General features: G+C 62.4%; 24 protein-coding genes, 2 tRNA genes and 1 riboswitch. Of the genes, 22 read left to right on the top strand and 4 right to left on the bottom strand.

Annotated features, from left to right (window positions below; all coding sequences use genetic code 11):
- Window positions 1-2 precede the first annotated feature (2 nt).
- The 11 genes from nuoG (at window position 3) to C2134_RS06025 (ending at window position 12,228) form a co-directional block, all read left to right on the top strand.
- Complete coding sequence (gene nuoG / locus C2134_RS06075; RefSeq protein ID WP_103318349.1) at window positions 3-2,324, top strand: NADH-quinone oxidoreductase subunit NuoG; 2,322 nt, start codon at window positions 3-5, stop codon at window positions 2,322-2,324.
- A gap of 3 nt (window positions 2,325-2,327) precedes the next feature.
- Window positions 2,328-3,374, top strand: coding sequence for an NADH-quinone oxidoreductase subunit NuoH (gene nuoH / locus C2134_RS06070; RefSeq protein WP_103318347.1), 1,047 nt, complete (start codon window positions 2,328-2,330; stop codon window positions 3,372-3,374).
- Between the two features lie 29 nt (window positions 3,375-3,403).
- The gene (gene nuoI / locus C2134_RS06065; RefSeq protein ID WP_199153626.1) at window positions 3,404-3,883 is read left to right on the top strand and encodes an NADH-quinone oxidoreductase subunit NuoI; all 480 of its coding nucleotides are present in this window, start codon (window positions 3,404-3,406) and stop codon (window positions 3,881-3,883) included.
- A 9-nt stretch (window positions 3,884-3,892) separates the two neighbouring features.
- A complete protein-coding gene (locus tag C2134_RS06060) occupies window positions 3,893-4,537 on the top strand; it encodes an NADH-quinone oxidoreductase subunit J (protein WP_103318345.1) in 645 nt (214 codons plus the stop codon).
- A 27-nt stretch (window positions 4,538-4,564) separates the two neighbouring features.
- A complete protein-coding gene (gene nuoK / locus C2134_RS06055; RefSeq protein ID WP_011134506.1) occupies window positions 4,565-4,870 on the top strand; it encodes an NADH-quinone oxidoreductase subunit NuoK in 306 nt (101 codons plus the stop codon).
- Between the two features lie 33 nt (window positions 4,871-4,903).
- On the top strand, window positions 4,904-6,955 hold the full coding sequence (gene nuoL, locus C2134_RS06050; protein ID WP_103318343.1) for an NADH-quinone oxidoreductase subunit L: 2,052 nt from the start codon (window positions 4,904-4,906) through the stop codon (window positions 6,953-6,955).
- A gap of 37 nt (window positions 6,956-6,992) precedes the next feature.
- The gene (locus C2134_RS06045; protein ID WP_084201635.1) at window positions 6,993-8,492 is read left to right on the top strand and encodes an NADH-quinone oxidoreductase subunit M; all 1,500 of its coding nucleotides are present in this window, start codon (window positions 6,993-6,995) and stop codon (window positions 8,490-8,492) included.
- A 21-nt stretch (window positions 8,493-8,513) separates the two neighbouring features.
- On the top strand, window positions 8,514-9,968 hold the full coding sequence (gene nuoN / locus C2134_RS06040; protein WP_103318341.1) for an NADH-quinone oxidoreductase subunit NuoN: 1,455 nt from the start codon (window positions 8,514-8,516) through the stop codon (window positions 9,966-9,968).
- A 10-nt stretch (window positions 9,969-9,978) separates the two neighbouring features.
- A complete protein-coding gene (locus tag C2134_RS06035) occupies window positions 9,979-10,275 on the top strand; it encodes a DUF2818 family protein (RefSeq protein ID WP_103318339.1) in 297 nt (98 codons plus the stop codon).
- Window positions 10,276-10,411: 136 nt separating this feature from the next.
- Window positions 10,412-11,146: a ribonuclease T2 family protein gene (locus tag C2134_RS06030; protein ID WP_103318337.1), complete on the top strand. Its 735-nt coding sequence runs from the start codon at window positions 10,412-10,414 to the stop codon at window positions 11,144-11,146.
- A gap of 347 nt (window positions 11,147-11,493) precedes the next feature.
- On the top strand, window positions 11,494-12,228 hold the full coding sequence (locus tag C2134_RS06025; RefSeq protein ID WP_103318335.1) for a ribonuclease T2 family protein: 735 nt from the start codon (window positions 11,494-11,496) through the stop codon (window positions 12,226-12,228).
- A gap of 61 nt (window positions 12,229-12,289) precedes the next feature.
- Here the strand turns inward: C2134_RS06025 and C2134_RS06020 are convergent, their stop codons facing one another.
- Together C2134_RS06020 and C2134_RS06015 are read right to left on the bottom strand one after the other, a co-directional pair.
- On the bottom strand, window positions 12,290-13,156 hold the full coding sequence (locus C2134_RS06020) for a lipid A biosynthesis lauroyl acyltransferase (protein WP_103318334.1): 867 nt from the start codon (window positions 13,154-13,156) through the stop codon (window positions 12,290-12,292).
- Complete coding sequence (locus C2134_RS06015) at window positions 13,153-14,046, bottom strand: lysophospholipid acyltransferase family protein (RefSeq protein ID WP_103318332.1); 894 nt, start codon at window positions 14,044-14,046, stop codon at window positions 13,153-13,155. Before C2134_RS06015 ends, C2134_RS06020 begins: the two co-directional genes overlap by 4 nt.
- Before the next feature lie 76 nt (window positions 14,047-14,122).
- Here C2134_RS06015 and metK point away from each other — a divergent pair, with 76 nt between their 5' ends.
- The 4 genes from metK to C2134_RS05995 all read left to right on the top strand — a co-directional run bounded on the left by metK (window position 14,123) and on the right by C2134_RS05995 (window position 18,655).
- Complete coding sequence (gene metK, locus C2134_RS06010) at window positions 14,123-15,292, top strand: methionine adenosyltransferase (RefSeq protein WP_043623605.1); 1,170 nt, start codon at window positions 14,123-14,125, stop codon at window positions 15,290-15,292.
- A 235-nt stretch (window positions 15,293-15,527) separates the two neighbouring features.
- A riboswitch (S-adenosyl-L-homocysteine riboswitch) is annotated at window positions 15,528-15,617 on the top strand.
- A 73-nt stretch (window positions 15,618-15,690) separates the two neighbouring features.
- Complete coding sequence (gene ahcY, locus C2134_RS06005) at window positions 15,691-17,091, top strand: adenosylhomocysteinase (protein WP_103318330.1); 1,401 nt, start codon at window positions 15,691-15,693, stop codon at window positions 17,089-17,091.
- Window positions 17,092-17,221: 130 nt separating this feature from the next.
- A complete protein-coding gene (gene metF / locus C2134_RS06000) occupies window positions 17,222-18,058 on the top strand; it encodes a methylenetetrahydrofolate reductase [NAD(P)H] (protein ID WP_103318328.1) in 837 nt (278 codons plus the stop codon).
- Window positions 18,059-18,109: 51 nt separating this feature from the next.
- Complete coding sequence (locus C2134_RS05995; RefSeq protein ID WP_103318326.1) at window positions 18,110-18,655, top strand: TIGR00645 family protein; 546 nt, start codon at window positions 18,110-18,112, stop codon at window positions 18,653-18,655.
- 89 nt (window positions 18,656-18,744) lie between these two features.
- Here the strand turns inward: C2134_RS05995 and C2134_RS05990 are convergent, their stop codons facing one another.
- Window positions 18,745-19,230: an Lrp/AsnC family transcriptional regulator gene (locus tag C2134_RS05990; RefSeq protein ID WP_043623593.1), complete on the bottom strand. Its 486-nt coding sequence runs from the start codon at window positions 19,228-19,230 to the stop codon at window positions 18,745-18,747.
- Window positions 19,231-19,655: 425 nt separating this feature from the next.
- Between C2134_RS05990 and hppD the strand changes: the two genes are divergently transcribed.
- From hppD to C2134_RS05960, 6 genes are all read left to right on the top strand, one after another.
- Window positions 19,656-20,729: a 4-hydroxyphenylpyruvate dioxygenase gene (hppD, locus tag C2134_RS05985; protein WP_103318324.1), complete on the top strand. Its 1,074-nt coding sequence runs from the start codon at window positions 19,656-19,658 to the stop codon at window positions 20,727-20,729.
- A gap of 214 nt (window positions 20,730-20,943) precedes the next feature.
- A complete protein-coding gene (locus tag C2134_RS05980; RefSeq protein WP_103318322.1) occupies window positions 20,944-22,074 on the top strand; it encodes a homogentisate 1,2-dioxygenase in 1,131 nt (376 codons plus the stop codon).
- A gap of 181 nt (window positions 22,075-22,255) precedes the next feature.
- Entirely contained in the window at window positions 22,256-23,233 is a 978-nt protein-coding gene (locus C2134_RS05975; RefSeq protein WP_103318321.1) for a fumarylacetoacetate hydrolase family protein, read from the top strand.
- Entirely contained in the window at window positions 23,226-23,870 is a 645-nt protein-coding gene (gene maiA, locus C2134_RS05970) for a maleylacetoacetate isomerase (RefSeq protein WP_103318319.1), read from the top strand. Before C2134_RS05975 ends, maiA begins: the two co-directional genes overlap by 8 nt.
- 157 nt (window positions 23,871-24,027) lie before the next feature.
- Window positions 24,028-24,103 (top strand) — tRNA-Phe (locus C2134_RS05965).
- 6 nt (window positions 24,104-24,109) lie between these two features.
- Window positions 24,110-24,185, top strand: a tRNA-Phe gene (locus C2134_RS05960).
- Window positions 24,186-24,245: 60 nt separating this feature from the next.
- Here C2134_RS05960 and C2134_RS05955 read toward each other — a convergent pair.
- Window positions 24,246-25,442: an MFS transporter gene (locus tag C2134_RS05955; RefSeq protein ID WP_103318473.1), complete on the bottom strand. Its 1,197-nt coding sequence runs from the start codon at window positions 25,440-25,442 to the stop codon at window positions 24,246-24,248.
- Window positions 25,443-25,722: 280 nt separating this feature from the next.
- Here C2134_RS05955 and C2134_RS05950 point away from each other — a divergent pair, with 280 nt between their 5' ends.
- Window positions 25,723-26,520: a Cof-type HAD-IIB family hydrolase gene (locus C2134_RS05950; protein ID WP_103318317.1), complete on the top strand. Its 798-nt coding sequence runs from the start codon at window positions 25,723-25,725 to the stop codon at window positions 26,518-26,520.
- Window positions 26,521-26,573: the final 53 nt, after the last annotated feature.

Below are 26,573 nucleotides of genomic sequence, written 5' to 3'. Positions count from 1 at the left end.
CGATGCTTGAAATCGAAATCGACGGTAAGAAACTGACGGTGGAGCAGGGCAGCACCGTCATGGAAGCGGCCCACTCCGTTGGGACCTACATACCGCACTTCTGCTACCACAAGAAGCTGTCCATCGCGGCCAACTGCCGCATGTGTCTGGTGGAAGTGGAAAAGGCGCCTAAGCCGTTGCCGGCCTGTGCCACTCCTGTCACCGACGGCATGAAAGTCCATACCGCCTCGCCGCTGGCCAAGAAGGCCCAAGCAGGCGTAATGGAGTTCCTGCTGATCAATCACCCGCTGGATTGCCCGATCTGCGACCAGGGCGGCGAATGCCAGCTGCAAGACCTGGCGGTCGGCTACGGCAACTCCACTTCGCGCTACGAAGAAGAAAAGCGCGTGGTGGTGGGCAAGGACATGGGCCCGCTGGTCTCGGCCGAGGAAATGTCCCGTTGCATCCACTGCACCCGCTGCGTCCGCTTCACCGAGGAAATCGGCGGCTATCAGGAAATCGGCATGGCCAACCGGAGCGAGTTCTCCGAGATCCTGCCGTTCCTGGGCAAGACCGTGGATTCGGAAATCTCCGGCAACGTGATCGATTTGTGCCCGGTGGGCGCGCTGACCTCCAAGCCGTTCCGCTACAGCACCCGCGCCTGGGAACTGTCGCGCCGCAAGTCGGTTAGCCCGCACGACGGCCTCGGCTCCAACCTGATCGTCCAGGTGAAGAGCAATGAAGTGATGCGCGTGCTGCCGCTGGAAAACGAAGCCATCAACGAATGCTGGATCGCCGACCGCGACCGCTTCTCGTACGAAGGCCTGAACAGCGCCGAGCGTCTCACCAAGCCGATGATCAAGTTCGACGGCAAGTGGCATGAAACCGACTGGGAAACCGCGCTGAACTACGTGGTGAAGGGCCTGAACGGCGTATCCGCCGATCACGGCAAGGACGCCATCGGCTTCCTGCTGAACCCGCACTCCACCACCGAAGAACTGCATCTGGCCCAGAAGCTGGCGCGCGCCTTCGGCGTGAACGCCATCGACTACCGCCTGCGCCGCAGCGACTTCTCCGCCGATGCCGCCAAGCAGGGCGCGGAGTGGCTGGGTTCCAGCATCGTCGAACTCGGCGACGCCAAGTCCGTGCTGGTTGTCGGCTCGTCGCTGCGCAAGGAGCAGCCGCTGCTGGCCGCCCGCCTGCGCGCTTCGGTCAAGCAGGGCAGCGAGCTGAACATTATCCATGTCGCCGACGACAATTTGCTGACCAAGATCAACGGCAAGCTGATCGTGTCGCCGCAGGCGCTGGTCAATGCCTTGTCGCAAGTGCTGAAGGCCGTGGCCGAGATCAAGGCCGGTTCCTCTGAGATCGACCTGTCGTCCGTGGAAGTCTCCGAACAGGCGCGCCGCATCGCCGCCAGCCTGACTGGCGCGGAAACCGCGTCCATCGTGCTGGGCAACGTGGCGCAACACCATCCGGCCTACAGCCAGCTGCTGTCGCTGGCCCAGGAAGTCGCCCGCTTGAGCGGCGCGCGTTTCGGCATCCTGGCCGAAGCCGCCAACAGCGTGGGCGCGGAATTGGTGGGCGCGCTGCCGATCAACGGCGACAACGCCGCCGCGATGATCGCCAAGCCGAAGAAGGCCTACTTCCTGCTGAACACCGAAGTGGAGTTCGACAGCTACAATCCGCAGGCCGCCGTGGCCGCGATGAAGCAGGCGGCTACCGTGATCGCGCTGACTGCGTACAAGGGCCAGGGCCTGCTGGACTACGCCGACGTGCTGCTGCCGATCGCGCCGTTCTCCGAGACCGCCGGCTCCTTCGTCAATATGGAAGGCAAGCTGCAAACCTTCAACGGCGTGGTGCGTCCGCTGGGCGAAACCCGTCCGGCCTGGAAGGTGCTGCGCGTGCTGGGCAATATGCTGAACCTGTCTGGCTTCGAGCAGAACAGCGCCGAGGACGTGCGCGCCGAGTTCGGCGATCTGGCCTCCAAGCTGAACAACGCGCTGTCCAAGGTCGCCGCCAACCCGGCAGTCGCCTCCGGCATCGTCCGCGTCGGCGAAGTGCCGATGTACCAGGCCGACGCCATCAGCCGCCGCGCCAAGCCGCTGCAGGAAACCAACGAAGCCAAGGACGCCGCCGTCGCCCGCGCGCACGGCAGCCTGTTGGCCAAGCTGGGCATCGCCGCCGGTTCCACCGCGCTGCTGAAGCAGGGTTCGGGCGAGGCGCGCTTGCGCGTCGAGGCCGACGACAGCCTGCCGGCCGACGTGGTACGGGTCGCCACCGCGCACGCAGCAACGCTGGCGCTGGGCGGCATGTTCGACGCTATCGAGATCAAGCAGGGGTAAACCATGGAGTTCTTGCAAGGTATTCTTGGCACTGACGCGGGGCTCCTGGTGTGGACCCTGCTGAAGATCATCGCCATCGTTCTGCCGATGCTGGGCGCAGTGGCCTATCTGACGCTGGCCGAGCGCAAGGTGATCGGTTATATGCAGATCCGGATCGGCCCCAACCGCGTGGGCCCGTTCGGTCTGCTGCAGCCTATCGCCGACGCGGTCAAGCTGCTGATGAAGGAAATCATCCTGCCCACCAACTCCAGCAAGGGCTTGTTCCTGCTGGCGCCGGTGCTGTCCATCGGCCCGGCTCTGGCGGCCTGGGCGGTGATTCCGTTTACCGACCACCTGGTGTTGGCCAACGTCAACGCCTCGCTGCTCTACATCCTGGCGTTGACCTCGATGGGCGTGTACGGCGTGATCATCGCCGGCTGGGCGGGCAACTCGAAGTACTCCTTCCTTGGCGCGATGCGCTCCGCCGCCCAGATCGTCTCGTACGAACTGGCGATGGGCTTCGCCCTGGTCGGCGTGCTGATGGTGTCCGGCAGCCTGAATCTGGTCGACATCGTCAAGCAGCAGGCAGTGGGCATGGCCGGCGGTTCGCTGTTCTCCTGGAACTGGCTGCCGCTGTTCCCGCTGTTCATCGTCTACCTGATCTCCGGCGTGGCCGAAACCAACCGCGCGCCGTTCGACGTGGCGGAAGGCGAGTCGGAAATCGTGGCCGGTTTCCACGTGGAATACTCGGGCATGGCCTTCGCCATCTTCTTCCTGGCCGAATACGCCAACATGATTCTGGTGGCGGCGCTGACCTCCCTGCTGTTCCTGGGCGGCTGGCTGTCTCCGTTCCCGGCTTCCTGGGGCATCCTGGGCGCCGGCGGCTTCTTCTGGCTGGCCGTGAAGATGTCGATGGTGCTGTTCTGCTTCCTGTGGTTCCGCGCCACCTTCCCGCGCTATCGCTATGACCAGATCATGCGCCTGGGCTGGAAAGTGTTCATCCCGGTGACCCTGGTGTGGATTCTGGTGGTGGGCGTGTGGATGTTTACCCCGCTGTCGATTTGGCACTGAGACAGGGGATAGGTGAAAAAATGAATTCGATCCGCAACTTTTTCAAGACCTTCCTGCTGGTGGAGCTGGTCAAGGGCCTGATGGTCACTGGCCGCTACTTCTTCGCCCGCAAGATCACGGTGCAGTTCCCGGAAGAGAAGACGCCGATTTCGCCGCGTTTCCGCGGCCTGCACGCGCAGCGCCGCTACGCCAACGGCGAAGAGCGCTGCATCGCCTGCAAGCTGTGCGAGGCGGTGTGCCCGGCGATGGCCATCAGCATCGAGTCCGAACAGCGCGACGACGGCACCCGCCGCACCACGCGCTACGACATCGACCTGACCAAGTGCATCTTCTGCGGCTTCTGCGAGGAAGCCTGTCCGGTGGACGCCATCGTGGAAACGCACATCTTCGAATACCACGGTGAAAAACGTGGCGACCTCTACTACACCAAGCCGATGCTGCTGGCTGTGGGCGACAAGTACGAGGCCGAGATCGCCGCCAACAAGGCGGCTGACGCCAAGTATCGCTAAGGGGAGGCCATGAACCTAACTACGGTAATTTTCTACGTTCTGTCCGCCATCCTGATCTTCGCCGGTCTGCGCGTGGTGACGGCCAAGAACCCGGTGCACGCCGCGCTGTATCTGGTGCTGGCTTTCTTCACCAGCGCCGGCCACTGGCTGCTGATGGAGTCGGAGTTCCTGGCGATCACCCTGGTGCTGGTCTACGTCGGCGCGGTGATGGTGCTGTTCCTGTTCGTGGTGATGATGCTGGACATCAATATCGAGCAGCTGCGCGCGGGTTTCTGGAAGAACCTGCCGGTGGCCGCCCTGGTCGGCGCCATCATGGTGTTCGAGATGGCGCTGATCCTGGTCAGCCCGCAGGCCGGCCTCAGCCAGTTCAAGGCCGCCGCGCCGCTGGCTGCCGACTTCAGCAACGTCAAGCTGCTGGGTAGCCAGCTGTACACCACCTATCTGCTGCCGTTCGAAATCGCCGCCGTGGTGCTGCTGTTGGCGATGATCGCCGCCATCGGCCTGACCATGCGTACGCGCAAGGACAGCAAGGTGATCGATCCGGCCGTCCAGGTGAAGGTGCGCAGCCAAGACCGCGTCCGCATCGTCAAGATGGACGCCGTGAAAAAAGTGGAAGAGGCCGAAGCGGCCGATTCCGGTGAGCAACAGGCCTGACGGCCAATCAACCACAAGGGAGGAAACGTGCTGACACTGACTCACTTTCTGGTGCTGGCCGCTATCCTGTTTGCCATCAGCGTGCTGGGCATCTTCCTGAACCGGAAGAACCTGATCATCCTGCTGATGGCTATCGAGCTGATGCTGCTGGCGGTGAATTTCAACTTCATCGCGTTCTCGCATTACCTGTCGGATTCTGCGGGGCAGATCTTCGTGTTCTTCATCCTGACGGTTGCCGCCGCAGAGTCCGCCATTGGTTTGGCGATTCTGGTGGTGCTGTTCCGCAACCTGCAGAGCATCAACGTTGAAGACTTGGGCAGCCTCAAGGGCTAAGGCAAACCGGAACCACAACTAAAGCACAAAAGCATGGATATGAAGAGCTTATACCTGCTGATTGCACTCGCTCCGCTGGCGGGTTCCATCATTGCAGGCCTGTTTGGATGGGCGATCGGACGGCGCGCTTCGCACGTCGTCACGATAGCCGGCGTGGCGGTGTCCGCCGCGCTGTCGTTCAAGGTGCTCCTGGGTTTCCTCAACGGAAGCGCGGAAGTGTTCAATGGACCGGTCTACACCTGGCTGACTGTCGGCGGCCACGAGTATGCGGTCGGCTTCCTGGTCGACTCGCTGACCGCGATGATGCTGGTGGTGGTCACCAGCGTGTCGCTGATGGTGCATATCTACACCATCGGCTACATGCAGGATGATCCGGGCTACCAGCGTTTCTTCAGCTACATCTCGCTGTTTACCTTCTCGATGCTGATGCTGGTGATGAGCAACAACTTCGTCCAGCTGTTCTTCGGTTGGGAAGCGGTGGGTCTGGTGTCCTACCTGCTGATCGGCTTCTGGTTCAAGCGGCCGACCGCGGTGTTCGCCAACCTGAAGGCTTTCCTGGTCAACCGCGTGGGCGACTTCGGCTTCCTGCTGGGCATCGGCATGGTGCTGGCCTATTTCGGCGGCTCGCTGAACTACAGCGACGTGTTCGCCGCCGCTCCTGCGCTGGCGCACAAGACCATCGAGATCATCCCGGGCCACGAGTGGTCGCTGATGACGGTCACCTGCATCCTGCTGTTCATCGGCGCGATGGGTAAGTCGGCGCAGTTCCCGCTGCACGTGTGGCTGCCGGACTCGATGGAAGGTCCGACGCCGATCTCCGCGCTGATCCACGCCGCCACCATGGTGACGGCCGGCATCTTCATGGTGTCGCGCATGAGCCCGCTGTTCGAGATGTCCGACACCGCGCTGAACGTGGTGATGGTGGCTGGCGCGATCACCGCGCTGTTCATGGGCTTCCTCGGCATCGTGCAGAACGACATCAAGCGCGTGGTGGCTTACTCCACGCTGTCGCAGCTGGGTTACATGACCGTGGCGCTGGGCGCGTCGGCCTATTCGGTGGCGATGTTCCACGTGATGACCCACGCCTTCTTCAAGGCGCTGCTGTTCCTGGCGGCCGGCTCCGTGATCATCGGCATGCACCATGACCAGGACATGCGCAATATGGGCGGCCTGCGCAAGTACATGCCCATCACCTGGATCACCTCGCTGCTGGGTTCGCTGGCGCTGATCGGCACGCCGTTCTTCTCCGGTTTCTACTCCAAGGACTCGATCATCGAGGCGGTCGCCGCCTCGCATCTGTCCGCGGCCGGTTTCGCCTACTTCGCGGTGATCGCCGGCGTGTTCGTGACCGCCTTCTACTCATTCCGAATGTACTTCCTGGTCTTCCATGGCAAGGAGCGCTGGATGCAGAACCATGGCTCGCACCACGAGCACCATGGCGACAGCGATGAGGAAGAAGTGTCCCACGACCATCACCATGGCCTGGGTCCGAACGACAAGCCGCACGAATCGCCGTGGGTGGTGACTCTGCCGCTGGTGCTGCTGGCGATTCCGTCGGTGCTGGTCGGTTACTTCGGCATCGACAAGCTGGTGTTTGGCGACTTCTTCAAGGGCGTGATCGCCGTCAATAACGAAGCGCACCCGGCAATGGAAGAACTGGCGCATGAGTTCCACGGCGCTGTCGCCATGGGTCTGCACTCGTTCACCAGCCTGCCGTTCCTGCTGGCCCTGGCCGGCGTGGTGACCGCCTGGTACTTCTACATGAAGGCGCCGCACATTCCGGCCGCCATCAAGCAGAAGTTCGCGCCGATCAACGCGCTGCTGGAAAACAAGTACTACCTGGACGAGATCTACTTCGCCGTATTCGCCAAGGGTTCCCGCGCCATCGGCACCTTCTTCTGGAAGGTGGGCGACATGCTGCTGATCGACGGCCTGCTGGTGAATGGCACGGCCAAGCTGATCGGCTGGTTCTCCAGCGTGATCCGCCGCATGCAGACCGGCTTCATCTACAGCTACGCCACCGCCATGATCATCGGCGTGCTGGGTCTGATGACCTGGTGGTTCCTGCCGTTGATTTTGCGTTGAGTCCGGCCTCCGGGATTGAAATAACAATATAGGTTTGATTATGTCCACAAATCTGCTAAGTCTGGTGATCTGGACGCCGATCCTGGCCGGCCTCGTGGTGCTGGCCACCGGCGGCGACCAGCGCGCGCCCTTGGCGCGCTGGCTGGCCTTGGCAGGGGCCCTCGCGGGCTTCCTGCTGTCGGTGCCGCTGTTCACCGAGTTCAACAACCTCAACGGCGGCATGCAGTTCGAAGAACTGAAGCCGTGGATCGCCGCGCTCAACATCAACTACCACCTGGGCGTGGACGGCATCTCGATGCTGTTCGTGGTGCTGAACAGCTTTACCACGCTGTTGGTGGTGATCGCCGGCTGGGAAGTGATCCAGAAGCGCGTGGCGCAGTACATGGCCGCCTTCCTGATCATGTCCGGCCTGATCAACGGCGCCTTTGCCGCGCTGGACGCCATCCTGTTCTATGTCTTCTTCGAAGGCATGCTGATTCCGATGTACCTGATCATCGGCGTCTGGGGCGGTCCGCGTCGCGTCTACGCGTCGATCAAGTTCTTCCTGTACACGCTGCTCGGCTCGCTGCTGATGCTGGTGGCGCTGATCTACCTGTACTTCCAGGCTGGCAAGAGCTTCGACATCCTGGCCTTCCACGCCATCGCCAAGATTCCGCTGACGGTGCAGATACTGCTGTTCGTCGCCTTCTTCCTGTCGTTTGCGGTGAAGGTACCGATGTGGCCGGTGCACACCTGGTTGCCGGACGCCCACGTGGAAGCGCCGACCGGCGGCTCCATGGTGCTGGCCGCGATCACGCTGAAGATCGGCGCTTACGGCTTCCTGCGGTTTGCGCTGCCGATTCTGCCGGACGCCTCGCGCGAAGTGGCGCCCATCATCATCGGCCTGTCGCTGGTGGCGGTGGTGTACATCGGCTTGGTGGCGCTGGTGCAGTCGGACATGAAGAAGCTGGTGGCGTATTCGTCCATCTCCCATATGGGCTTCGTGACGCTGGGCATGTTCCTGTTCGCCGGCAACGAAATGAACCAGTGGGCTGTGGAAGGCGCGCTGGTGCAGATGGTGTCTCACGGTTTCGTCTCCGCCGCGATGTTCTTCTGCATTGGCGTGATGTATGACCGCGTGCACAGCCGCAACATCGCCGACTACGGCGGCGTGGCCAACAAGATGCCTATCTTCGCCGCCTTCATGATGCTGTTCGCCATGGCCAACTCCGGCCTGCCGGCCACCTCCGGCTTCGTCGGCGAATTCATGGTGATCATGGGTTCGGTGCAGGTGAACTTCTGGTACGCCGCGCTGGCCGCCACCACCCTGATCTTCGGCGCCGCCTACACCCTGTGGATGTACAAGCGCGTGATCTTCGGCGATGTGGGTAACAGTCATGTGGCGGAACTGTCCGACGTCAATAAGCGCGAGTTCCTGGTGCTGGCCATCCTGGCCGTCATGGTGCTGGGCATGGGTCTGTACCCCGAGGCTTTCGTCTCCAAGATGCACCTGGCGGTGAACGACCTGATCACGCATGTTGCGCAGAGCAAGCTGTAAGCGCGGAAGGAATACATACAAATGAATTGGGCTGATCTCAACCTGATACCCGCGATGCCGGAGCTGTTCCTGATCGGCGCCTTGCTGGTAGTGCTGATGCTGGATCTTTTCATCTCCGATGAAAAGCGCGGCATCACCTACGGCTTGACGCTGCTGACGCTGGCCGGCACCGCTGTCGCGCAGGTCTACACCTTTACCCCATACCCGGTGCATACCTTCTCGGGCATGTACGTGGCCGACCCGCTGGCCTCCCTGGTCAAGCTGGCGATGTATGGCGCCACCGCCATCGTGCTGGTGTATAGCCGCCAGTACACGGCCGACCGCGGCTTGTTCAAGGGCGAATACTTCTCGCTGTCGCTGTTCGCGCTCCTGGGCATGAACCTGATGGTGTCCGCCTCGCACTTCCTGACCCTGTACATGGGCCTGGAGCTGCTGTCGTTGGCCTTGTACTCGCTGATCGCGCTGCAGCGCGATTCGATCCCGGCCACCGAATCGGCGATGAAGTACTTCGTGCTGGGCGCGCTGGCTTCCGGCCTGCTGCTGTACGGCATCTCGATGATCTACGGCGCCACCGGCTCGCTGGAGCTGGCCACCGTCGCCAAGTCCATCAAGTCGCACGCCGCCAACCCGGTGCTGCTGATCTTCGGCCTGGTGTTCATCGTGGCTGGCCTCAGCTTCAAGCTGGGCGCCGTGCCGTTCCATATGTGGGTGCCTGATGTGTACCAGGGCTCGCCGACTTCCGTCACGCTGATGGTCGGCGCCGCGCCCAAGCTGGCCGCCTTCGTCTTTGTGCTGCGCATCCTGGCCCAAGGCCTGGACGTGCTGGTGGGCGACTGGCAGTCCATGCTGGCGATCGTGGCCGTGCTGTCCATGGCCATCGGCAACATCACCGCCATCGTGCAGACCAACATCAAGCGCATGCTGGCTTACTCCACCATCTCGCACATGGGCTTCCTGCTCCTGGGCGTGTTGGCGGGCACCCAGCAGGGCTACGCCGCGGCGCTGTTCTACGCCGTGGTGTACGTGGCCATGTCCATGGTTGGTTTCGGCATTATCCTGGCGCTGTCGCGCAAGGGTTTCGAGTGCGAGAACATCGACGACCTGAAGGGCCTGAACAGCCGCAACAGCTGGTACGCCTTGCTGATGCTGCTGGCCATGTTCTCGATGGCCGGCATCCCGCCGCTGCTGGGCTTCTACGCCAAGTTCGTGGTGATCAAGGCCATTCTGGACATCGGCATGGTCAAGCTGGCCGTGTTCTCGGTACTGATGTCGGTGATCGGCGCTTTCTACTACCTGCGCGTGGTCAAGGCCATCTACTTTGATGAGGCGCAGGATACGGCTCCGATCGCCGTCCGCGCCGACATGAAGCTGGTGCTGTCGCTGAACGCGCTGGCGCTGCTGGTTGTCGGCGTGCTGCCGCAATCCTTGCTGGAACTGTGCGTGCAGGCGATGCGTCAATCGCTGGGCATGATCTAAGGTAGCGGCCATGGATAGCAGCATCACCATACTGCTGGTGTTGGCCGTTGTGGCCGCCAACCTGCCGTTCGCCAGCGATCGCGTCGCCGGCTTCTTCAAGGTGGCGCGCAAGCATTTCGGCTGGCATGCGCTGGAGTTGGCGGTGCTGTTCGCCCTGGTGGGCGGCCTGGCTCGGCTGCTGGAGGCGCGTGAGATGCCGGTGCACGAACAGCACTGGCAGTTCTACGTGACGACGCTTGCCTTGTTTCTGGTGGCGGCCTTCCCAGGTTTCGTCTACCGCTATTTCTGGCACCGGCCGGCTCACTAGCCTGCTTCCGACACGCGCTCAAAAGCACTGCCACGGCAGTGCTTTTTTGTTAAGTTGTATTGCCATGGATTGCCTTATGGTGATAAAGAATTGACATTTGCATGTCTTGATCTTGATCCCGCTATCCTGAGGCGATATGAAGAAAACCATCTCTTGTCTGATCTCCGCGCTGGCCTTCACCGGCGCGGCCCACGCCGCCGACTTGCAGCCGGCCCAGCATGCCGATTTTCCCCGCTATACCTACGCGCTGACCTGGCAGCCTGGGTTCTGTTCGACAGGGGACGGGTGCCTGCCCGAGCAATCGCATGAAGTGCAAATCGGTTTGCATGGGCTGTGGCCGTCGGAGCCGCAGAGCCTGATCACCCAGAATGTGCCGGTTCAGCAATGGTGGGCCAAGGGCTGCGCCTTTTTCCCGCATGTGCATGCGGTGCCGGCCTTGCCTGCGGAAACGCGTGACGAATTGAAAGTGGTGATGCCGCAGCTGAAGGACGACCTGCTGCTGCATGAGTACGTCAAGCATGCTCAGTGCTTTGGCTATCCGGCGCAGCAGTTTTTCGAGACGGCGCTGAAGATGCGCCAGGCCGTGGTGGATGGCGGCTTCGGCGATTATCTGTTGGGGCAAGCGGGGCAGACGCGCACGCGTCAGGAGTTGCAGGACGCTTTCGCCAAAGCCTTCGGCACCGATCAGCGGCGCTCGCTGCAATTGCAATGCGGCAAAGACAAACAAGGCCGCAATGTCTTGACGCAATTCTGGTTCACGCTCAAGGCCGACAAGCTGGCGAGCTTTCCCGCCGCGGAGAGCTTTGTGGATACGCCTGACGGCGAATACGAGGATAGCTGCGCGGAGCCGTTTGTTTTGCCTGGCTGGTAGGCGGCTATCTGGCATTGCATTGCGACGTAGGCGATATGTTGCTTCGCATGTGGCCGTCGTTACTGCAGCCGGGCTGTGTTGGGAGTACGACAGTTCTTTCGGCCAGTCAGCCTGGCTCAGACCGGCGGCGGGGTACGCATATGGCCTGCATTAACCCTTGTATTTCAAATTCTTAATGCGTGATGTTACTTGCGTGAAATATTCAATATTTGTAAATATTGATTAATTTAGTTTGAGAGTGTGGCTTGCATTCTCGCTTCTTAAGGTAGATTCGAGCAGCTGAGTGCCGTATTGCCGGCATCCGCTGGCGAAACAGCTTTTGACAATCTAGTCCAAAGGGAGCGGGAATGTTTGCACGGATCCGTCTGGTGCTCATCATTTTGATCACATCATTGCCTGCTATGGCAAGCAATCTGCAGGCCAGCAGGAATGGCGATTTTTCCCATTACACATTGGCGCTGGCCTGGCAACCAGGCTTTTGCAAGTTGAGCCAGTCCTGTCAAATGCCGCTGAATTCTGATGGGGCGCTAGGCCTGCTGGGCCTGTGGCCTTCCTTGCCGGCCAGCCTGCGGGAACAAGGCGTCACCGAGGAGAGTTGGCGAGTCAAAAGCTGTTTCTACTTCAGCCATAGCATTGATGATCCGCAGCTCTCCGATGAGGTGCAGGCTCGACTTGCCAGGGCGGTTCCCAAATTATTGGATGACGATCTGATCAGCAGCGAGTTCGTCAAACATGCCCAATGCTTCGGTTTTGCCGGCAATGATTATTTTGCGAAAGCGCTGCAATTGCGGCAGTCGGTGCTGGATAGCTCGTTTGGCAGCTATCTGAAGAATAAGCAAGGGTCGATGGTCGATCCGAATACGGTGCGGCAGGCCTTTACCCAGGCTTTTGGCGCAGCCAGCGGAACGGCGTTGAGCTTGCGCTGCCTGCGCGATACGCAGCAGCGCAATGTCTTGACCAGCCTGGAAATCCAGATATCCGCGCAAAAGGTGAATGCTTTTCCGGCTGAGGCTTCCTTGTGGCAGCAGGAGGGAGCGGGGGCGTCTGATTCCTGCTATGGGCCGATATGGATTCCTAACTGAACAGCGCTGGCCCAGCCAGGCTGGGCGCGGCAGCTCGGCAAACGTCAACAGCCCCTATGGATCAGTAAAAGCGCGCCTCGCCCTGCGGACGGCTCTTGAAGCGCTTGTGCAGCCAGAAGTACTGATCCGGGATTTCGCGGATGCGGTCTTCCAGGAAGGCGTTCATGCGGCGGGTGTCGGCCTCGATGTCTTCGCTCGGGTAGTTGTCCCAGGCCGGGTAGAATTCTAGTTCGAAACGGTCGCCGACGCGACGCGCGATGGCCGGCACGACTTTGGCGCGCGCCAGCTTGGCGATGCGCGCCATGCCGGTGATGGTGGCCGCCTTGACGCCGAAGAAGTCGACGAACAGCGAGTCGCGCACGCCGAAGTCCTGATCCGGCAAATACAGGAAAGGCGCATGGTCCTTGCGCATGGCTTTGATGATGGGGCGCAGGCCTTCCTGGCGGGACACGATGTAGGCGTTGTTGTAGCGCTGGCGGCCGGCGTAGATTTGCTGGTCCAGCGCCTCGTTCTTCTGGTGCGAGTAAACGCTGACCAGCGGGATGTATTGGTTCAGCGCGTAGACGCACATCTCGAAGCCGACGAAGTGCGGATAGAACAGGATCACGTCCTCGCCCTTGTCGCGAAGATCGGTGACGTAATGCAGGTTCTTGATGCTGACCAGATCGTCGATGCGCTTGGCCGAACTCCACCAGCACACGCCATATTCCAGCACCATCCGTATCATGTGCTGGCAGTTCTTGCGGATCAGCCGACGGCGTTCAGCGTGCGGCATGTCCGGGAAGCACAGCCGCAGATTGATCAGACCGACGCGGCGGCGGCCGCGAGCCAGCAGGTAGGCGAGATTGCCTAGGCCGGCGGCAAGCAGGCCGATCGCGCGCATCGGCAGCAGGCGGATCAGCCACAGCAGGGCAAAAGCGAGTTTCATGCGAATCCTTGTTCTGCGTCCGGCCGGCTGACGCCGGGCGGGCATTTATAGCGGTTGTAGCTCCACAGGTACTGGCAGGGGAAGCGGCGGATCAGTTGTTCCACCTGGGCGTTCATCTGCGCGCAATCCGTTTCCTTGTCGCCGGTGAACGGTTGCGCCAATGGCTCGATATGCACGGCAAAGCCCTCCCCGCCGGGCAGCCGCTCCCCGACGAAGAACAGCGTGGTCACGCCGCTCATTTGCGCCAGGCGCGGCACCAGCGTCATGGTGTAGGCCGGCCGGCCGAAAAACGGCGCCCAGATGCCTTCGCCGTTGCCGGGCACTTGGTCGGGCAGAATGATGGTGGCTTCGCCGGATTTCAAGGCTTTCATCAGCACGCGCACGCCGGAGGCCGTGGCCGGAGCGGTTTTGCCTTTGCCGCGGGCCCGTCCGGCCTGCATCACTGGCTCCAGCCACTGCAGCTTCGGTGGGCGATACATGGCGGTCAGCGGGAAGGGCAGGAGGGAGCTGATATAACGCCCGGCGATATCGTAGCTGCCCAAGTGCGGAGTTACGAATATAATACCGTTGCCGAGCGCCAGCGCCTGCTCCACATGCTCCCAGCCTTCGCAGCGTTTGACCATGCCGGCGATGTCTTCGGGGCTGCGGCACCAGGCGATGGCCAGCTCCAGCGCCCCCTTGCCGGTTTCGGCCGCGCTTTGTTTGACTTTGGCTGGTAAAACCGGATAATTTTCGAAGATTTTACTAGAACTTAGATTCTCCCGCAGCCTAGCGGCGAAGCCGGGGGACGCGAGATAAGTCAGTCGCCCCAGAGCGGCACCCAAACCTTGTAGCCAGGATAAGGGGAGGTGCGCCAGGACAGACAGTAGTAAATGGACTAGCTTGGACATGAGCTCAGCAGTCTGGGTCTGAAAGCGGCCTATTTTATCACCACAGGGTTTTGTATTTTTTGGGAACGCAGAATAAATGAGTGAATACCTGTTTACCTCGGAATCCGTATCCGAAGGCCACCCGGACAAAGTCGCCGACCAGATCTCCGATGCCATCCTCGACGCCATCCTGCGCGAGGACAAGCACGCCCGCGTAGCGGCGGAAACGCTGGTCAACACCGGCCTGGTGGTGCTGGCAGGCGAGATCACCACCACCGCCAATGTCGACTATATCAAGATCGCGCGCGAAACCATCAAGCGCATCGGCTACGACGACTCCGAACTCGGCTTCGATTACCGCGGCTGCGCGGTGATGGCCTGCTACGACAAGCAATCGCCGGATATCGCCCAGGGCGTCAACGAAGGCGAAGGCCTGGATCTGAACCAGGGCGCCGGCGACCAGGGCCTGATGTTCGGCTACGCCTGCGACGAAACCCCGACGCTGATGCCGTTCCCGATCTACTACGCGCACCGTCTGGTGCAGCGCCAGGCCGAACTGCGCAAGGATGGCCGCCTGCCGTGGCTGCGTCCGGACGCCAAGAGCCAGATCACCTGCGTGTACGACGGCGCGACCGGCCTGCCCAAGCGCATCGACACCGTGGTGCTGTCCACCCAGCATACCCCGGACATCGACCACAAGACGCTGACCGAGGCGGTGATCGAAGACATCATCAAGCCGGTGCTGCCGCCGGAAATGATCACCGCGGAAACCAAGTTCCTGATCAACCCGACCGGGCGTTTCGTCATCGGCGGCCCGCAAGGCGATTGCGGCCTGACCGGCCGCAAGATCATCGTCGACACCTACGGCGGCGCGGCGCCGCATGGCGGCGGCGCCTTCTCCGGCAAGGACCCGTCCAAGGTGGACCGCTCCGCGGCCTATGCCGGCCGTTACGTGGCGAAGAACATCGTCGCCGCCGGCCTGGCGCGCCAGTGCCAGATCCAGGTTTCCTACGCCATCGGCGTGGCGGAGCCGACCTCGATTTCGGTCGACACCTTCGGCACCAACACCATTCCGAACGAGAAGATCGTGGAACTGGTGAAGAAGCACTTCGACCTGCGTCCGAAGGGCATCATCCAGATGCTGGACCTGCTGCGTCCGATCTACGGCAAGACCGCCGCTTACGGCCACTTCGGCCGCGAAGAGCCGGAGTTCAGCTGGGAACGCACCGACAAGGTGGAGGCGCTGCGCGCCGACGCCGGCCTGTAAGCGCCTAACTTGTCGATGGTCTGGAAAACCGCCTGCTCATGCCGGCGGTTTTTTTATCCGCTTTCATAATGAAATTGCCGTGCTTGGCGGCGGCTGTTGTGAGCATTGGCAGGATAGCCGGCTATTGGTCGCCAGCCGGGAAGTCTGGGCATGGACGCTGGCGATGAATGGCTTGCGTATCGCGCCAGCATGACAACGGCTATATTTTCCGCGTGGACTAGGTATAATTACCCGGCATGCCGAGGGGCGCTGCGAGGAGGGTGTTCTCCCCAGGCTTGGCGTGCCGCCTGCCGTCCGGCGGGCGAGGCAACGGCGCTCACCTGACTCATGACCGTGGCGGGCATGGGATGACGGGTGGGCCGCATCCTGCCTGGCCGCGTGAACAAGGATGCTTCACGATGGCTGATTTCTCCGATTATCACGTAGCAGATTTCTCCCTTGCCAGCTGGGGCCGCAAGGAGCTGAACATCGCCGAAACCGAAATGCCGGGCCTGATGGCGATCCGCGACGAGTATCGCTCCACGCAGCCGCTGCGCGGCGCGCGCATCGCGGGTAGCCTGCACATGACGGTGCAGACCGCGGTGCTGATCGAAACGCTGACGGCGCTGGGCGCGGAAGTGCGCTGGGCGTCGTGCAATATCTTCTCCACCCAGGACCACGCCGCCGCGGCCATCGCCGCCGCCGGCATCCCGGTGTTCGCCTTCAAGGGCGAGAGCCTGGACGAATACTGGGAGTTCAGCCACAAGATCTTCGAGTGGCCCGAAGGCCAGCCGGCCAATATGATCCTGGACGACGGCGGCGACGCCACCTTGCTCTTGATGCTGGGCAGCAAGGCGGAGAGGGACATCGGCGTCATCGCCCATCCCACCAACGAGGAAGAAACCGCGCTGTTCGCCTCGATCAAGCGCCATCTGGCCATCGACCCGCAGTGGTATTCCAAGCGCCTGCAGCACATTCAGGGCGTGACTGAGGAAACCACCACCGGCGTGCACCGCTTGTACCAGCTGGAAAAAGACGGCCATCTGCCGTTCCCGGCGATCAACGTCAACGACTCCGTCACCAAGTCCAAGTTCGACAATCTGTACGGCTGCCGCGAAAGCCTGGTGGACGGCATCAAGCGCGCCACCGACGTCATGATCGCCGGCAAGGTGGCGGTGGTGCTGGGCTATGGCGACGTGGGCAAGGGCTGCGCGCAGAGCCTGCGCGGCCTGGGCGCCACCGTCTGGGTGACGGAAATCGACCCGATCTGCGCGCTGCAGGCGGCGATGGAAGGCTACCGCGTGGTGCGCATGGACGAAGTGGCCGACCAGGCCGACATCTTCGTCACCGCCACCGGCAACGTCGGCGTGATCACGCACGAGCACATGAAGAAGATGCGCAACAACGCCATCGTCTGCAATATCGGCCACTTCGACAGCGAGATCGAAGTCGCCAGCCTGCGTCAGCACCAGTGGGAAAACATCAAGCCGCAGGTCGATCACATCATCTTCCCGGACGGCAAACGCATCATTCTGCTGGCGGAAGGCCGCCTGGTGAACCTCGGCTGCGCAACCGGCCACCCGAGCTTCGTGATGTCCAATAGCTTCACCAACCAGGTGCTGGCGCAGATCGAACTGTTCGCCAACGGCCAGAAGTACGACAAAAAAGTGTACGTGCTGCCCAAGCATCTGGACGAGAAAGTGGCGCGGCTGCACCTGGGCCGCATCGGCGCGCGGCTGACCGAACTGTCCGATCAGCAGGCGGCCTACATCAGCGTGCCCAAGCAAGGGCCTTATAAGCCGGATCACTATCGTTATTGATTTTTGAACCAAACTGAAACGGACAGCCCCCCTAGAATGGTGCTGTCCGTTTTTTTCGGGCCCGCGCAAGTAACGGCACCTAGAGGCCGACAATGACAAGATAGCCAGGACAGCGATAGAGAGGATCACGATGACACAAACGCCGCGCACCTTCAGTTTTGAATTCTTTCCGCCGAAAACGCCGGAAGGCGTGGCCAAGCTGCGCACCACTCGCCAGCAGCTGGCGCAGTTCAAGCCGCAGTTTTTCTCGGTGACCTTCGGCGCCGGCGGAACCACCCGCGACGGCACCCTGTCTACCGTGCTGGAAATCCGCAGCGAAGGACAGGCCGCCGCGCCGCACCTGTCCTGCGTGGGCTCCACCCGGGAAAACATCGCCGCCATCCTCAATGAATACCGCGGCAACGGCATCCGCCACCTGGTGGCGCTGCGCGGCGACATCCCGTCCGGCATGGTCGGGGCGGGGGAGTTCCGCTACGCCAACGAGCTGGTGGAGTTCATCCGCGCCGAGCACGGCGACCATTTCCACATCGAGGTGGCGGCCTATCCGGAGTTCCATCCGCAGGCCCGCTCCGCCGAGGACGATCTGGACAATTTCGTGCGCAAGGTGCGCGCCGGGGCCGATTCCGCCATCACCCAGTATTTCTTCAACGCCGACAGCTATTTCCGCTTCGTCGATGAAATCCGCGCCCGCGGACTGGACATCCCCATCGTGCCCGGTATCATGCCGATTTCCAATTTTGGCCAGCTGTGCCGCTTCTCCGACATGTGCGGAGCGGAAGTGCCGCGCTGGCTTCGCCTGCGCATGCAGGCCTATTACGACGACACCGCGTCCATCCGCGCGCTGGGCCTGGATGTGGTGACCGAGCTGTGCGACCGGCTGCTGCAAGGCGGCGCGCCGGGGCTGCATTTTTACACATTGAACCAGGCAGGCCTGGTCTCCACCATCTGGCAGAGGCTGGGCCTGTGACGGCGCGCGGGCGGCATGGGCCGCCCGCGGCCGCCAACGACAGGAAAGCCTATGCAAGACTCATTGAGCATCCAGAATCCGCCGAGAAAATCGCTGCTCGGCCAGATCATTTTCAGCAGTCGCTGGCTGCAATTGCCCATCTATCTGGGTTTGATCGTGGTGCAGGGCGTTTATGCCTGGAAATTCCTGGCGCAGTTGTGGGAGCTGCTGGAAGGGCTGAATCACCTGACCGAGACCGACATCATGCTGGCGGTGCTGGGGCTGATCGATGTGGTGATGATCGCCAACCTGCTGGTGATGGTGACGGTGGGCGGTTACGAGACCTTCGTGTCGCGCCTGCGCATCGACACCCACCCGGACCAGCCGGAATGGCTGGACCACGTCAATGCCTCGGTGCTGAAGGTGAAGCTGTCGATGGCCATCATCAGCATCTCGTCCATCCACCTGCTGCAAACCTTCATCAACGCCAGCCGCATCGACGAGCACACCATCAAGTGGCAGCTGTTTTTGCATCTGGCCTTCCTGCTGTCCGCCGCGGCCATCGCCTATACCGACAAGCTGCTGGCCAGCGCGACCGCGCAGCACCAGCGGCATTGATCTGCCGTTTAGAGCCGAATCGATGTGAACAGGCTCCGGCAACGCAAAACGGCCCGCGAAGGGCCGTTTTGCTTATTGCGGGGGAGTGGTCACATGCCGCGCATCTGTCCCAGCGGCAGCGCGGTGGTGCGCTTGATCTCCTTCAGCACAAAGCTGGATTTGACGTCCTCCACCCCGGGATGCTGCAGCAGCTCATCCATCACGAAGCGCGAGAAGTGCTCCATGTCTTCAAAGTACACCTGCAGCAGATAGTCCATTTCGCCAGTCATGGCGAAGCAGTTGATGACTTCCGGCCAGTTCTGCACCGCTTCGATGAAGCTTTGCAGGTGCATATTGCCGCGTTTTTCCAGCGTCACTCGCACCCAGGCCTGCAGGCCCAGACCGATATGCGCAGGATCGAGCAGCGCCACGTATTGGCGGATCACGCCGGACTCTTCCAGTTGCTTGAGCCGGCGCAGACAGGGCGACGGCGACAGCGCCACGCGCTCGGCCAGCTCGACATTGGTCAACCGGCCATCCAGCTGCAATTCGGCCAGAATACGCAAGTCCGTCTTATCTAATGTAAGACTTGGCATATTTTCTCCTGATTATCGGTTTGTTGCGGCATTTTATTCTTCAATATCAATCATGGAAAGCAATTTGGCAAGATAATTGCTATGCACTTTCCATAGAATAAAAAGCCTAAATCGCAAACGGCAGCGCCAGACTGCCGACGCATGTCGATGGTGTGTGACAGCAGATAACGATTCATTCGGAGGAGAGCTAACCGTACCGCCATCGGCGGTCGGCGCCGATGCGCCCGTCCCTGGTGCGCAACGCGGTTTTCCCGTCTGCCTCTTCCCACCCTGTCGACCTGCCAACCGCCCGCAAAAGCGGGCGGGCAGGCGGCCTGCTTACATAACGCGGATCGCCTGCAGACGTTTACACACAACGCTCAAACCGAGTGGATTATCGCTTTCCGTATCATCGGAGCGCGATCTATATAACAGAGGAGAAACAGATGAAAATGGAAGCCATGCTGCAAAACCCGCTCGCCACCGACGGCTTCGAGTTTGTCGAATACACCGCGCCCGACGAGGCCGGCGTGGAAAAGCTGCGCCAGTTGTTCCTGTCGCTGGGCTTTACCGAAGTCGCCCGCCACCGCAGCAAGAACGTCAGCCTGTTCCGGCAGGGCGACATCAACTTCATCCTGAACGCCGAAACCAGCCAGCCGGCCAGCGAATTCGCCCACGCGCACGGCCCGTCGGCTTGTGCGATGGCTTGGCGCGTGAAGGATGCCGCCAAGGCCTACGAATACGCGCTGGCGCATGGCGCCAAGCCCTATCAGCGCCCGATCGGCTTCATGGAGCTGAACATCCCGGCAGTGCAGGGCATCGGCGGTTCCGCGCTGTATTTCGTCGACCGCTACGGTCCGGAACACAATATCTACGACGTGGACTTCGTGCCGGTGGACGGCGTCGACCAGCATCCGTTCGGCGTGGGCCTGACCCTGATCGACCACCTGACCCACAACGTGGCGCGCGGCAATATGGCCACCTGGGCCGACTTCTACACCAACATCGCCAACTTCCGTGAGATCCGCTATTTCGACATCGAAGGCAAGCTGACCGGCCTGGTGTCCAAGGCGATGACCAGCCCCTGCGGCAAGATCCGCATCCCGATCAACGAATCGTCCGACGACAAGAGCCAGATCGAGGAATTCCTGCGCCAGTACAACGGCGAAGGCATCCAGCACATCGCGCTGACCACCGACGACATCTATGCCACGGTGGAAACGCTGAAGGCGCGCGGCACCCGCTTCCTGGATACGCCGGACACCTATTACGAAAAGGTGGACGCGCGCGTGCCGGGCCATGGCGAGGACGTGGCTCGCTTGAAGAAGAACAGCATCCTGATCGACGGCGCGCCGGTGGAAGGCATCTTGCTGCAGATCTTCACCGAAACGGTGATCGGCCCGATCTTCTTCGAGATCATCCAGCGCAAGGGCAACGAGGGCTTCGGCGAAGGCAACTTCAAGGCCCTGTTCGAGTCCATCGAGGAAGACCAGATCCGCCGCGGCGTGCTGAAGGCCTGAGCGGCCAGCCACTGAAAACGGTTCTGGGCGTCGCCGCTTCCCGTTCAAACCGGCGCGTGGCGGCAGCCCAAAGCAACTTGGCCACGGAAACACACGGAAGGACACGGAAAAGCAAGAACGGGCAAACATCCTTGAGCCTCCCGAGGCAAGGATTCACGCTCGGGATGTCTTCCGTGTTTTCTGTGTATTTCCGCGGCGAAACAGGATTCTCAAAATGCGTAAATGGATCAGTTTTCCGCACCGCGAAGGCACCATCTCGCGCCAGGCCCACGCCGACTTGCCGGCCGAAGGCATCTATGAACGGGAAGTCGGCCGCAGCGGCTTCTTCGGCCCGGCCTCCCACTTGCACCACAAGCATCCGCCTACCGGCTGGAGCGACTGGGAAGGCCCGCTGCGCCCGCGCGCTTTCGACCTGAACGAACTGCCGCACGGCGCGTCGGCGCCGTGGGAGGTGCCGCTGGTGTTGCACAACGCCCAGTGCAAAGTCCGCATCTGGCGCTGCGACCAGGCGATGACCCAGCTGTTCCGCAATGCCGACGGCGACGATCTACTGTTCATCCACGCCGGCAGCGGCGAGCTGTTCTGCGACTATGGCCACTTGAGCTACCGCGACGGCGACTACCTCCTGGTGCCGCGCTCCACCAGCTGGCGCATCGAGCCGGCCGAAGCCACCACCATGCTGATGATCGAAACCAGCAACGGCGCCTACCAATTGCCGGACAAGGGCCTGGTGGGGCCGCATGCCATTTTCGATGAGGCGGTGCTGGACGTGCCGGCCATCGACGACGCCTTCCGCGCGCAGCAGACCGAAGACCCATGGCAGGTGGTGATCAAGCGCCGCGGCGCGCTGTCTACCGTCACCTACCCCTTCAACCCGCTGGACGCCATAGGTTGGCACGGCAATCTGTCGGTGGCGCGCGTCAACTGGCGCGACATCCGTCCGTTGATGAGCCATCGCTACCACCTGCCGCCGTCGGCGCACACCACCTTCGTCGCAGACGGCTTCGTGGTGTGCACCTTCGTGCCGCGGCCGATCGAGTCCGATCCGGGCGCGCTCAAGGTGCCGTTCTATCACAACAACGACGATTACGACGAAGTGATCTTCTACCACGCGGGCGACTTCTTCAGCCGCGACAACATCAAGCCTGGCATGATGACCTTCCACCCGGCCGGTTTCACCCACGGCCCGCATCCGAAGGCCTTCGCCAAGGCGATGAGCGATCCGAAGAAGTTCACCGACGAAGTGGCGGTGATGATCGATACCCGCGACGCGCTGGAGCAGGGCCCAGGCCTCGCCGCCGTCGAGTGGCAGGGTTACGTGGAAAGCTGGAAGCCCAAAGCTTGAGCTTGAGTTCATTTCTGCTGCGCGGGCCGATCTCGAAGCTGCGATGCTCGCTGTACCACTTGTACAGCTGCGCGTCTCGCTTCGACCTCGGGCCGCTCGCGACGAAATGCTCCTCAAGCCGCGTTAAGCATTTAAATACCAAGCAAGCGCGTCACTGCCTGTTAGCAGAAAGAACATCAAGATGAAATTAGCTACCTATCATAACCATACCCGCGACGGCCAGCTGATGGTGGTCAGCCGCGATCTGACCCGCGCCGTGGCGGTGCCGGCCATCGCCGCCACACTGCAGGCCGCGCTGGACAACTGGGCGCAAGCCGAGCCGCGGCTGAAGGAAGTCTACAACGCCATCAACCATGGCCAAGTGCCGGACGAAGTCTCCTTCGACGCCAAACGTTGCCTGAGTCCTTTGCCGCGGGCCTACCAATGGGCAGACGGCAGCGCCTACCTGAACCACGTGGAGCTGGTGCGCAAGGCGCGCGGCGCCGAGGTGCCGGCCAGCTTCTACACCGATCCGCTGATGTACCAGGGCGGCTCCGACGCCTTCCTCGCGCCGACGGCCGACATCCCGCTGCGCGACGAAGCCTGGGGCCTGGATTTCGAAGGCGAAGTCGCGGTGATCACCGGCGATGTGCCCTTGGGCGCGCCGGCCGATGAGAAGCACATCCGCCTCTTGATGCTGGTGAATGACGTCACGCTGCGCAACCTGATCCCGGCCGAGCTGGCCAAGGGCTTCGGCTTCTTCCAGAGCAAGCCGGCCACCGCGTTCTCGCCGGTCGCCGTCACCCCGGACGAGTTGGGCGAAGCCTGGCAGGGCGGCAAGGTGCATCTGCCCTTGCTGGTGGACTATAACGGCGCGTTCTACGGCAAGCCCAATTGCGGCGTGGAGATGCAGTTCAGCTTTCCGCAACTGGTGGCGCATGTGTCCAAGACCCGCGAGCTGGCGGCCGGTTCCATCGTCGGCTCCGGCACCATCTCCAATCATGACCGCAGCGTCGGCTCCTGCTGCCTGGCCGAGCAGCGCATGATTGAGACTATCGAGCATGGCGCGCCTAAAACCGCGTTCATGAAGGCGGGCGACACCGTGCGCATCGAGATGAAAGACGCCGCCGGCCGCAGCATCTTCGGCGCCATCGAGCAAGCCGTGGTGGCGCATGGCTGAGCGCGTCCTATACGGCTACTTCCGCTCCAGCGCGGCGTATCGGGTGCGCATCGCGCTGAACCTGAAGGGCTTGCCATACCAGTACCGGGCGGTCAATCTGCTGCAGGGCGAGCAGCGCAGCGCCGAGTACTTGGCCATCAATCCGCACGGCCTGGTGCCGCTGCTGGACGACGGCGAGGTGAAGATCGCCCAGTCGCTGGCCATCTGCGAATACCTGGACGAGGCCTATCCGGACACGCCGCGGCTGTTGCCGGCCGATCCGGCGCTCCGGGCGCAGGCGCGTTCGATCGCGCTGGCCATCGCCGCGGACATCCACCCGTTGCAGAATCCGCGCGTCGGCAAGTATCTGCAGGCGGAGTTCGGCGTGGGCGAAGAGGGCAAGACTGAGTGGATACGCCACTGGATACGCACCGGTTTGGCCGCGCTGGAGCGGCAATTGGCTGAATCGGCCGGGCGCTATGCCGTGGGCGACGCGCCGACGCTGGCCGACGTGTGTCTGCTGCCGCAGGTATTCAGCGCGCGCCGCTTCGGCGTGGACCTGGCGTCGTATCCGACCATCGTCCGTATTGCGGAGGCGTTGGAGGCGCTGCCTGCATTTGCCGACGCGCATCCTGCCAAGCAGCCTGACGCGGTGTAAGTGTTTGATCCGGCAGCCCGGGCGCGCTGAGTGGCCGGGCTGTTTATGTTTTCAGGCGGAGGGCGAGCCGTTTTTTTGCAATTATGCCTTGACTCAAAAGCCGTCCTCTGATTAAATGCGTGGCTCTGACGGCGCGACTAGCGCTGAAAGAAGAAGTGGCCAGTTAGCTCAGTTGGTAGAGCAGCGGATTGAAAATCCGCGTGTCCGTGGTTCGATTCCGCGACTGGCCACCACAGCAAGGCCAGTTAGCTCAGTTGGTAGAGCAGCGGATTGAAAATCCGCGTGTCCGTGGTTCGATTCCGCGACTGGCCACCAGATTACGAAAAGCCGAATCCGCAAGGGTTCGGCTTTTTGCATTGCCGCGCCTCGCAGCGCTCAGCAAGCCGGTTTGACGTCCTTGCGGATGGCCGCGCGCGGCAGCATGGAGGCGACCAGCAGCGCGGCCAGGCCCGCCGCCAGGGCCAGGCTCTGGCCTGCGCGTGGGCCGTAGTCGTCCGTCAACAGGCCGCACAGCGAGGCGCCGCCGGCCAATCCCAGCTGGATGCCGGTGACCAGCCAGGTCAGGCTCTCGGTCAAGCGGGCGCGCGGCACGGATTTTTCCACCATTTCCATGGCGACGATCAGGGTCGGCGCAAACGACAAGCCAGACAGCAACATGGCGGCCGCCAGCCAGGCGCTGTCGGGCGCCAGGGCGATCAGGATGGAGCTGAGCGCGGTGGCTACGCAGCAATACAGCAGCAGCCGGCCCAAGGGCAGGGCGGGCTTGAGCGCGCCGAAGGTCAGCCCGCCGGTGGCCGAACCCAGCGCGTACAGCGCCAGCACCCAACTGGCGGCCGACGGCGAGCCTTCCGCCTTGGCGATGGCGACCGCGGTGACGTCTATCGCCCCATTGATGGCGCCCAAGGTGCCGAGCAGCAGGGCCAGCGTCGGCACCGGCCGCAAAAAGAGCGCCGGCCGGCCGCCGTGCTGCGCATCTGGGTGGACCGGCGGTTCGGTGGCTTTCTGGCGCAGCAGCACGGCGGCGCCCAGCAGCAGCATCAGTACGGCGCAGATCGGCCCGGCTTCCGCGAACCAACCCATGCACAAGGCGATGGCCAGCGGCGGGCCGATGACGAAGGCGAGTTCGCTGAGCACGCTGTCCAGCGCAAACGCGGTGGGCAGCAGGGTGCGGCCGTCCAGCAGCCGGGCCCAGCGCGCGCGGGTCATGGCCGGGATGCTGGGCAGGCAGCCGGCCAGCGCGGCGCAGACAAACAAGGCCCAGGGCGGGGCGCTCAGCCAGCTGCATAGCGCCAGCGCCAGCAGGGCCGATGCGCCGATGCCGACGGCCGGCGGCAGCACGCGGCTCTGGCCGTAGCGGTCCGCCAGCCGCGAGACTTGCGGCGACAGGAAAGCCGCGGCCAGCGTCAAGGTGGCGGCCACCGCTCCGGCTAAGCCATAGCTGTTCTGCGTCAGCGACAGCATGGTGATGACGCCGATGCCGACCATGGCGCCGGGCAGGCGCGCTACGCCGCCCGCCAGCGCTAGCGTAACGACGCCGGGGGTGCGGAACAACTCGCCATATCGATTGGCCATGTCGGCTCCCATTAGGCTTCCTGCCGATGGGCAGGAAATTTTCTGCGAAGAGCCGCCAGCAAAACCCCTGACCCTGCGTTGCGCCTCCTTGCCGTACTGCCTGCGTCGGCGCGCCTTGGCCCAGCTTCCCTGCGAGGTTTTGCTTGCGGCTCTGAATAGGCCAAGTTATCTGCCGCTTATGGCTTTGTCAATTTGCGGATAATCAGCATAGCGCCGCGTAACGCGGTGCGGCTTGGTCGGCCGGCGTATAATCTTGGCTTCGCGCAGCATTGGAGTTTCCATGTCCTATCGTTTCATCGCTTCCGACCTGGACGGCACGTTGCTGGATGTGCATCATGCCGTCGATCCGCTGACCGCCGACACCCTGCAGCGTCTGGAGCGGCGCGGCGTCCAGTTCGCCATCGCCACCGGACGTCATTATCTCGACGTCAAGGGCATCCGCCAGGCCTTGGGCGTGCGCGCCCACTTGATCACCTCGAACGGCGCCCGCGTGCACGATCCCGACAATGCGCTGATCCACCGCCAGGACATCGACGCGGAGCTGGTGCGCCAGATGGCGCAGCCGGAGTTCGCCGCCGGCGCCATCGTCAACTTCTACCTCGACGACGAATGGCTGATCAGCGAACCGAGCCAAGCGTTGCTGGACATGCACCGCGATTCCGGCATGGTCTATCGGGTGTGCGATCTGGGCCGCCACGACGGCGCGCGCGTGGGCAAGGTGCTGTACATCGCGCCGCACGCCCATTTGCTGGAGGTGGAGCGCAAGTTGAGAGCGCGCTTTGGCGACCAGCTGTACATCACCTTCTCGCTCGATCATTGCCTGGAAGTGATGGCGGCAGGGGTGTCCAAGGGCCATGCGCTGCAACTGGTGTTGGATAGGCTGGCGATTCCCGCCAGCGAGTGCCTGGCCTTTGGCGACGGGCAGAACGACATCGAGCTGCTGCAGGCTGCCGGCCATCCGCGGCTGATGGGCAACGCGCATCCCCGGCTGCGCCGCGAGCTGCCGCATGCGCGGCAGATCGCCAGCCATGCCGACTCCGGCGTGGCGCGGCACTTGCGCGAATTATTCGCGCTGTAAATCGCCTCTTCTCGCTCCCGCTAGCCAAGTGCCGCGGGAGCGCGCTAAGCTAA

The organism is Chromobacterium sinusclupearum (genome assembly GCF_002902845.1).
Classification (GTDB): domain Bacteria; phylum Pseudomonadota; class Gammaproteobacteria; order Burkholderiales; family Chromobacteriaceae; genus Chromobacterium; species Chromobacterium sinusclupearum.
Note: the sequence above shows the minus strand (reverse complement) of the source record. Positions and strands in the feature narration are given on the sequence as shown.

Excerpts from the sequence above, each read along its gene's own strand:
- nuoH (WP_103318347.1), top strand. The coding sequence starts at position 2,328 with ATGGAGTTCTTGCAAGGTATTCTTGGCACTGACGCGGGGCTCCTGGTG.
- nuoN (WP_103318341.1), top strand. The coding sequence starts at position 8,514 with ATGAATTGGGCTGATCTCAACCTGATACCCGCGATGCCGGAGCTGTTC.
- C2134_RS06015 (WP_103318332.1), bottom strand. The coding sequence starts at position 14,046 with ATGTCCAAGCTAGTCCATTTACTACTGTCTGTCCTGGCGCACCTCCCC.
- C2134_RS06035 (WP_103318339.1), top strand. The coding sequence starts at position 9,979 with ATGGATAGCAGCATCACCATACTGCTGGTGTTGGCCGTTGTGGCCGCC.
- hppD (WP_103318324.1), top strand. The coding sequence starts at position 19,656 with ATGAAAATGGAAGCCATGCTGCAAAACCCGCTCGCCACCGACGGCTTC.
- nuoG (WP_103318349.1), top strand. The coding sequence starts at position 3 with ATGCTTGAAATCGAAATCGACGGTAAGAAACTGACGGTGGAGCAGGGC.
- C2134_RS05950 (WP_103318317.1), top strand. The coding sequence starts at position 25,723 with ATGTCCTATCGTTTCATCGCTTCCGACCTGGACGGCACGTTGCTGGAT.
- C2134_RS05975 (WP_103318321.1), top strand. The coding sequence starts at position 22,256 with ATGAAATTAGCTACCTATCATAACCATACCCGCGACGGCCAGCTGATG.
- maiA (WP_103318319.1), top strand. The coding sequence starts at position 23,226 with ATGGCTGAGCGCGTCCTATACGGCTACTTCCGCTCCAGCGCGGCGTAT.
- metF (WP_103318328.1), top strand. The coding sequence starts at position 17,222 with ATGACACAAACGCCGCGCACCTTCAGTTTTGAATTCTTTCCGCCGAAA.
- C2134_RS05990 (WP_043623593.1), bottom strand. The coding sequence starts at position 19,230 with ATGCCAAGTCTTACATTAGATAAGACGGACTTGCGTATTCTGGCCGAA.
- nuoL (WP_103318343.1), top strand. The coding sequence starts at position 4,904 with ATGGATATGAAGAGCTTATACCTGCTGATTGCACTCGCTCCGCTGGCG.
- C2134_RS06030 (WP_103318337.1), top strand. The coding sequence starts at position 10,412 with ATGAAGAAAACCATCTCTTGTCTGATCTCCGCGCTGGCCTTCACCGGC.
- C2134_RS05980 (WP_103318322.1), top strand. The coding sequence starts at position 20,944 with ATGCGTAAATGGATCAGTTTTCCGCACCGCGAAGGCACCATCTCGCGC.
- C2134_RS05955 (WP_103318473.1), bottom strand. The coding sequence starts at position 25,442 with ATGGCCAATCGATATGGCGAGTTGTTCCGCACCCCCGGCGTCGTTACG.
- C2134_RS05995 (WP_103318326.1), top strand. The coding sequence starts at position 18,110 with ATGCAAGACTCATTGAGCATCCAGAATCCGCCGAGAAAATCGCTGCTC.
- metK (WP_043623605.1), top strand. The coding sequence starts at position 14,123 with ATGAGTGAATACCTGTTTACCTCGGAATCCGTATCCGAAGGCCACCCG.
- C2134_RS06025 (WP_103318335.1), top strand. The coding sequence starts at position 11,494 with ATGTTTGCACGGATCCGTCTGGTGCTCATCATTTTGATCACATCATTG.
- ahcY (WP_103318330.1), top strand. The coding sequence starts at position 15,691 with ATGGCTGATTTCTCCGATTATCACGTAGCAGATTTCTCCCTTGCCAGC.
- C2134_RS06020 (WP_103318334.1), bottom strand. The coding sequence starts at position 13,156 with ATGAAACTCGCTTTTGCCCTGCTGTGGCTGATCCGCCTGCTGCCGATG.
- C2134_RS06060 (WP_103318345.1), top strand. The coding sequence starts at position 3,893 with ATGAACCTAACTACGGTAATTTTCTACGTTCTGTCCGCCATCCTGATC.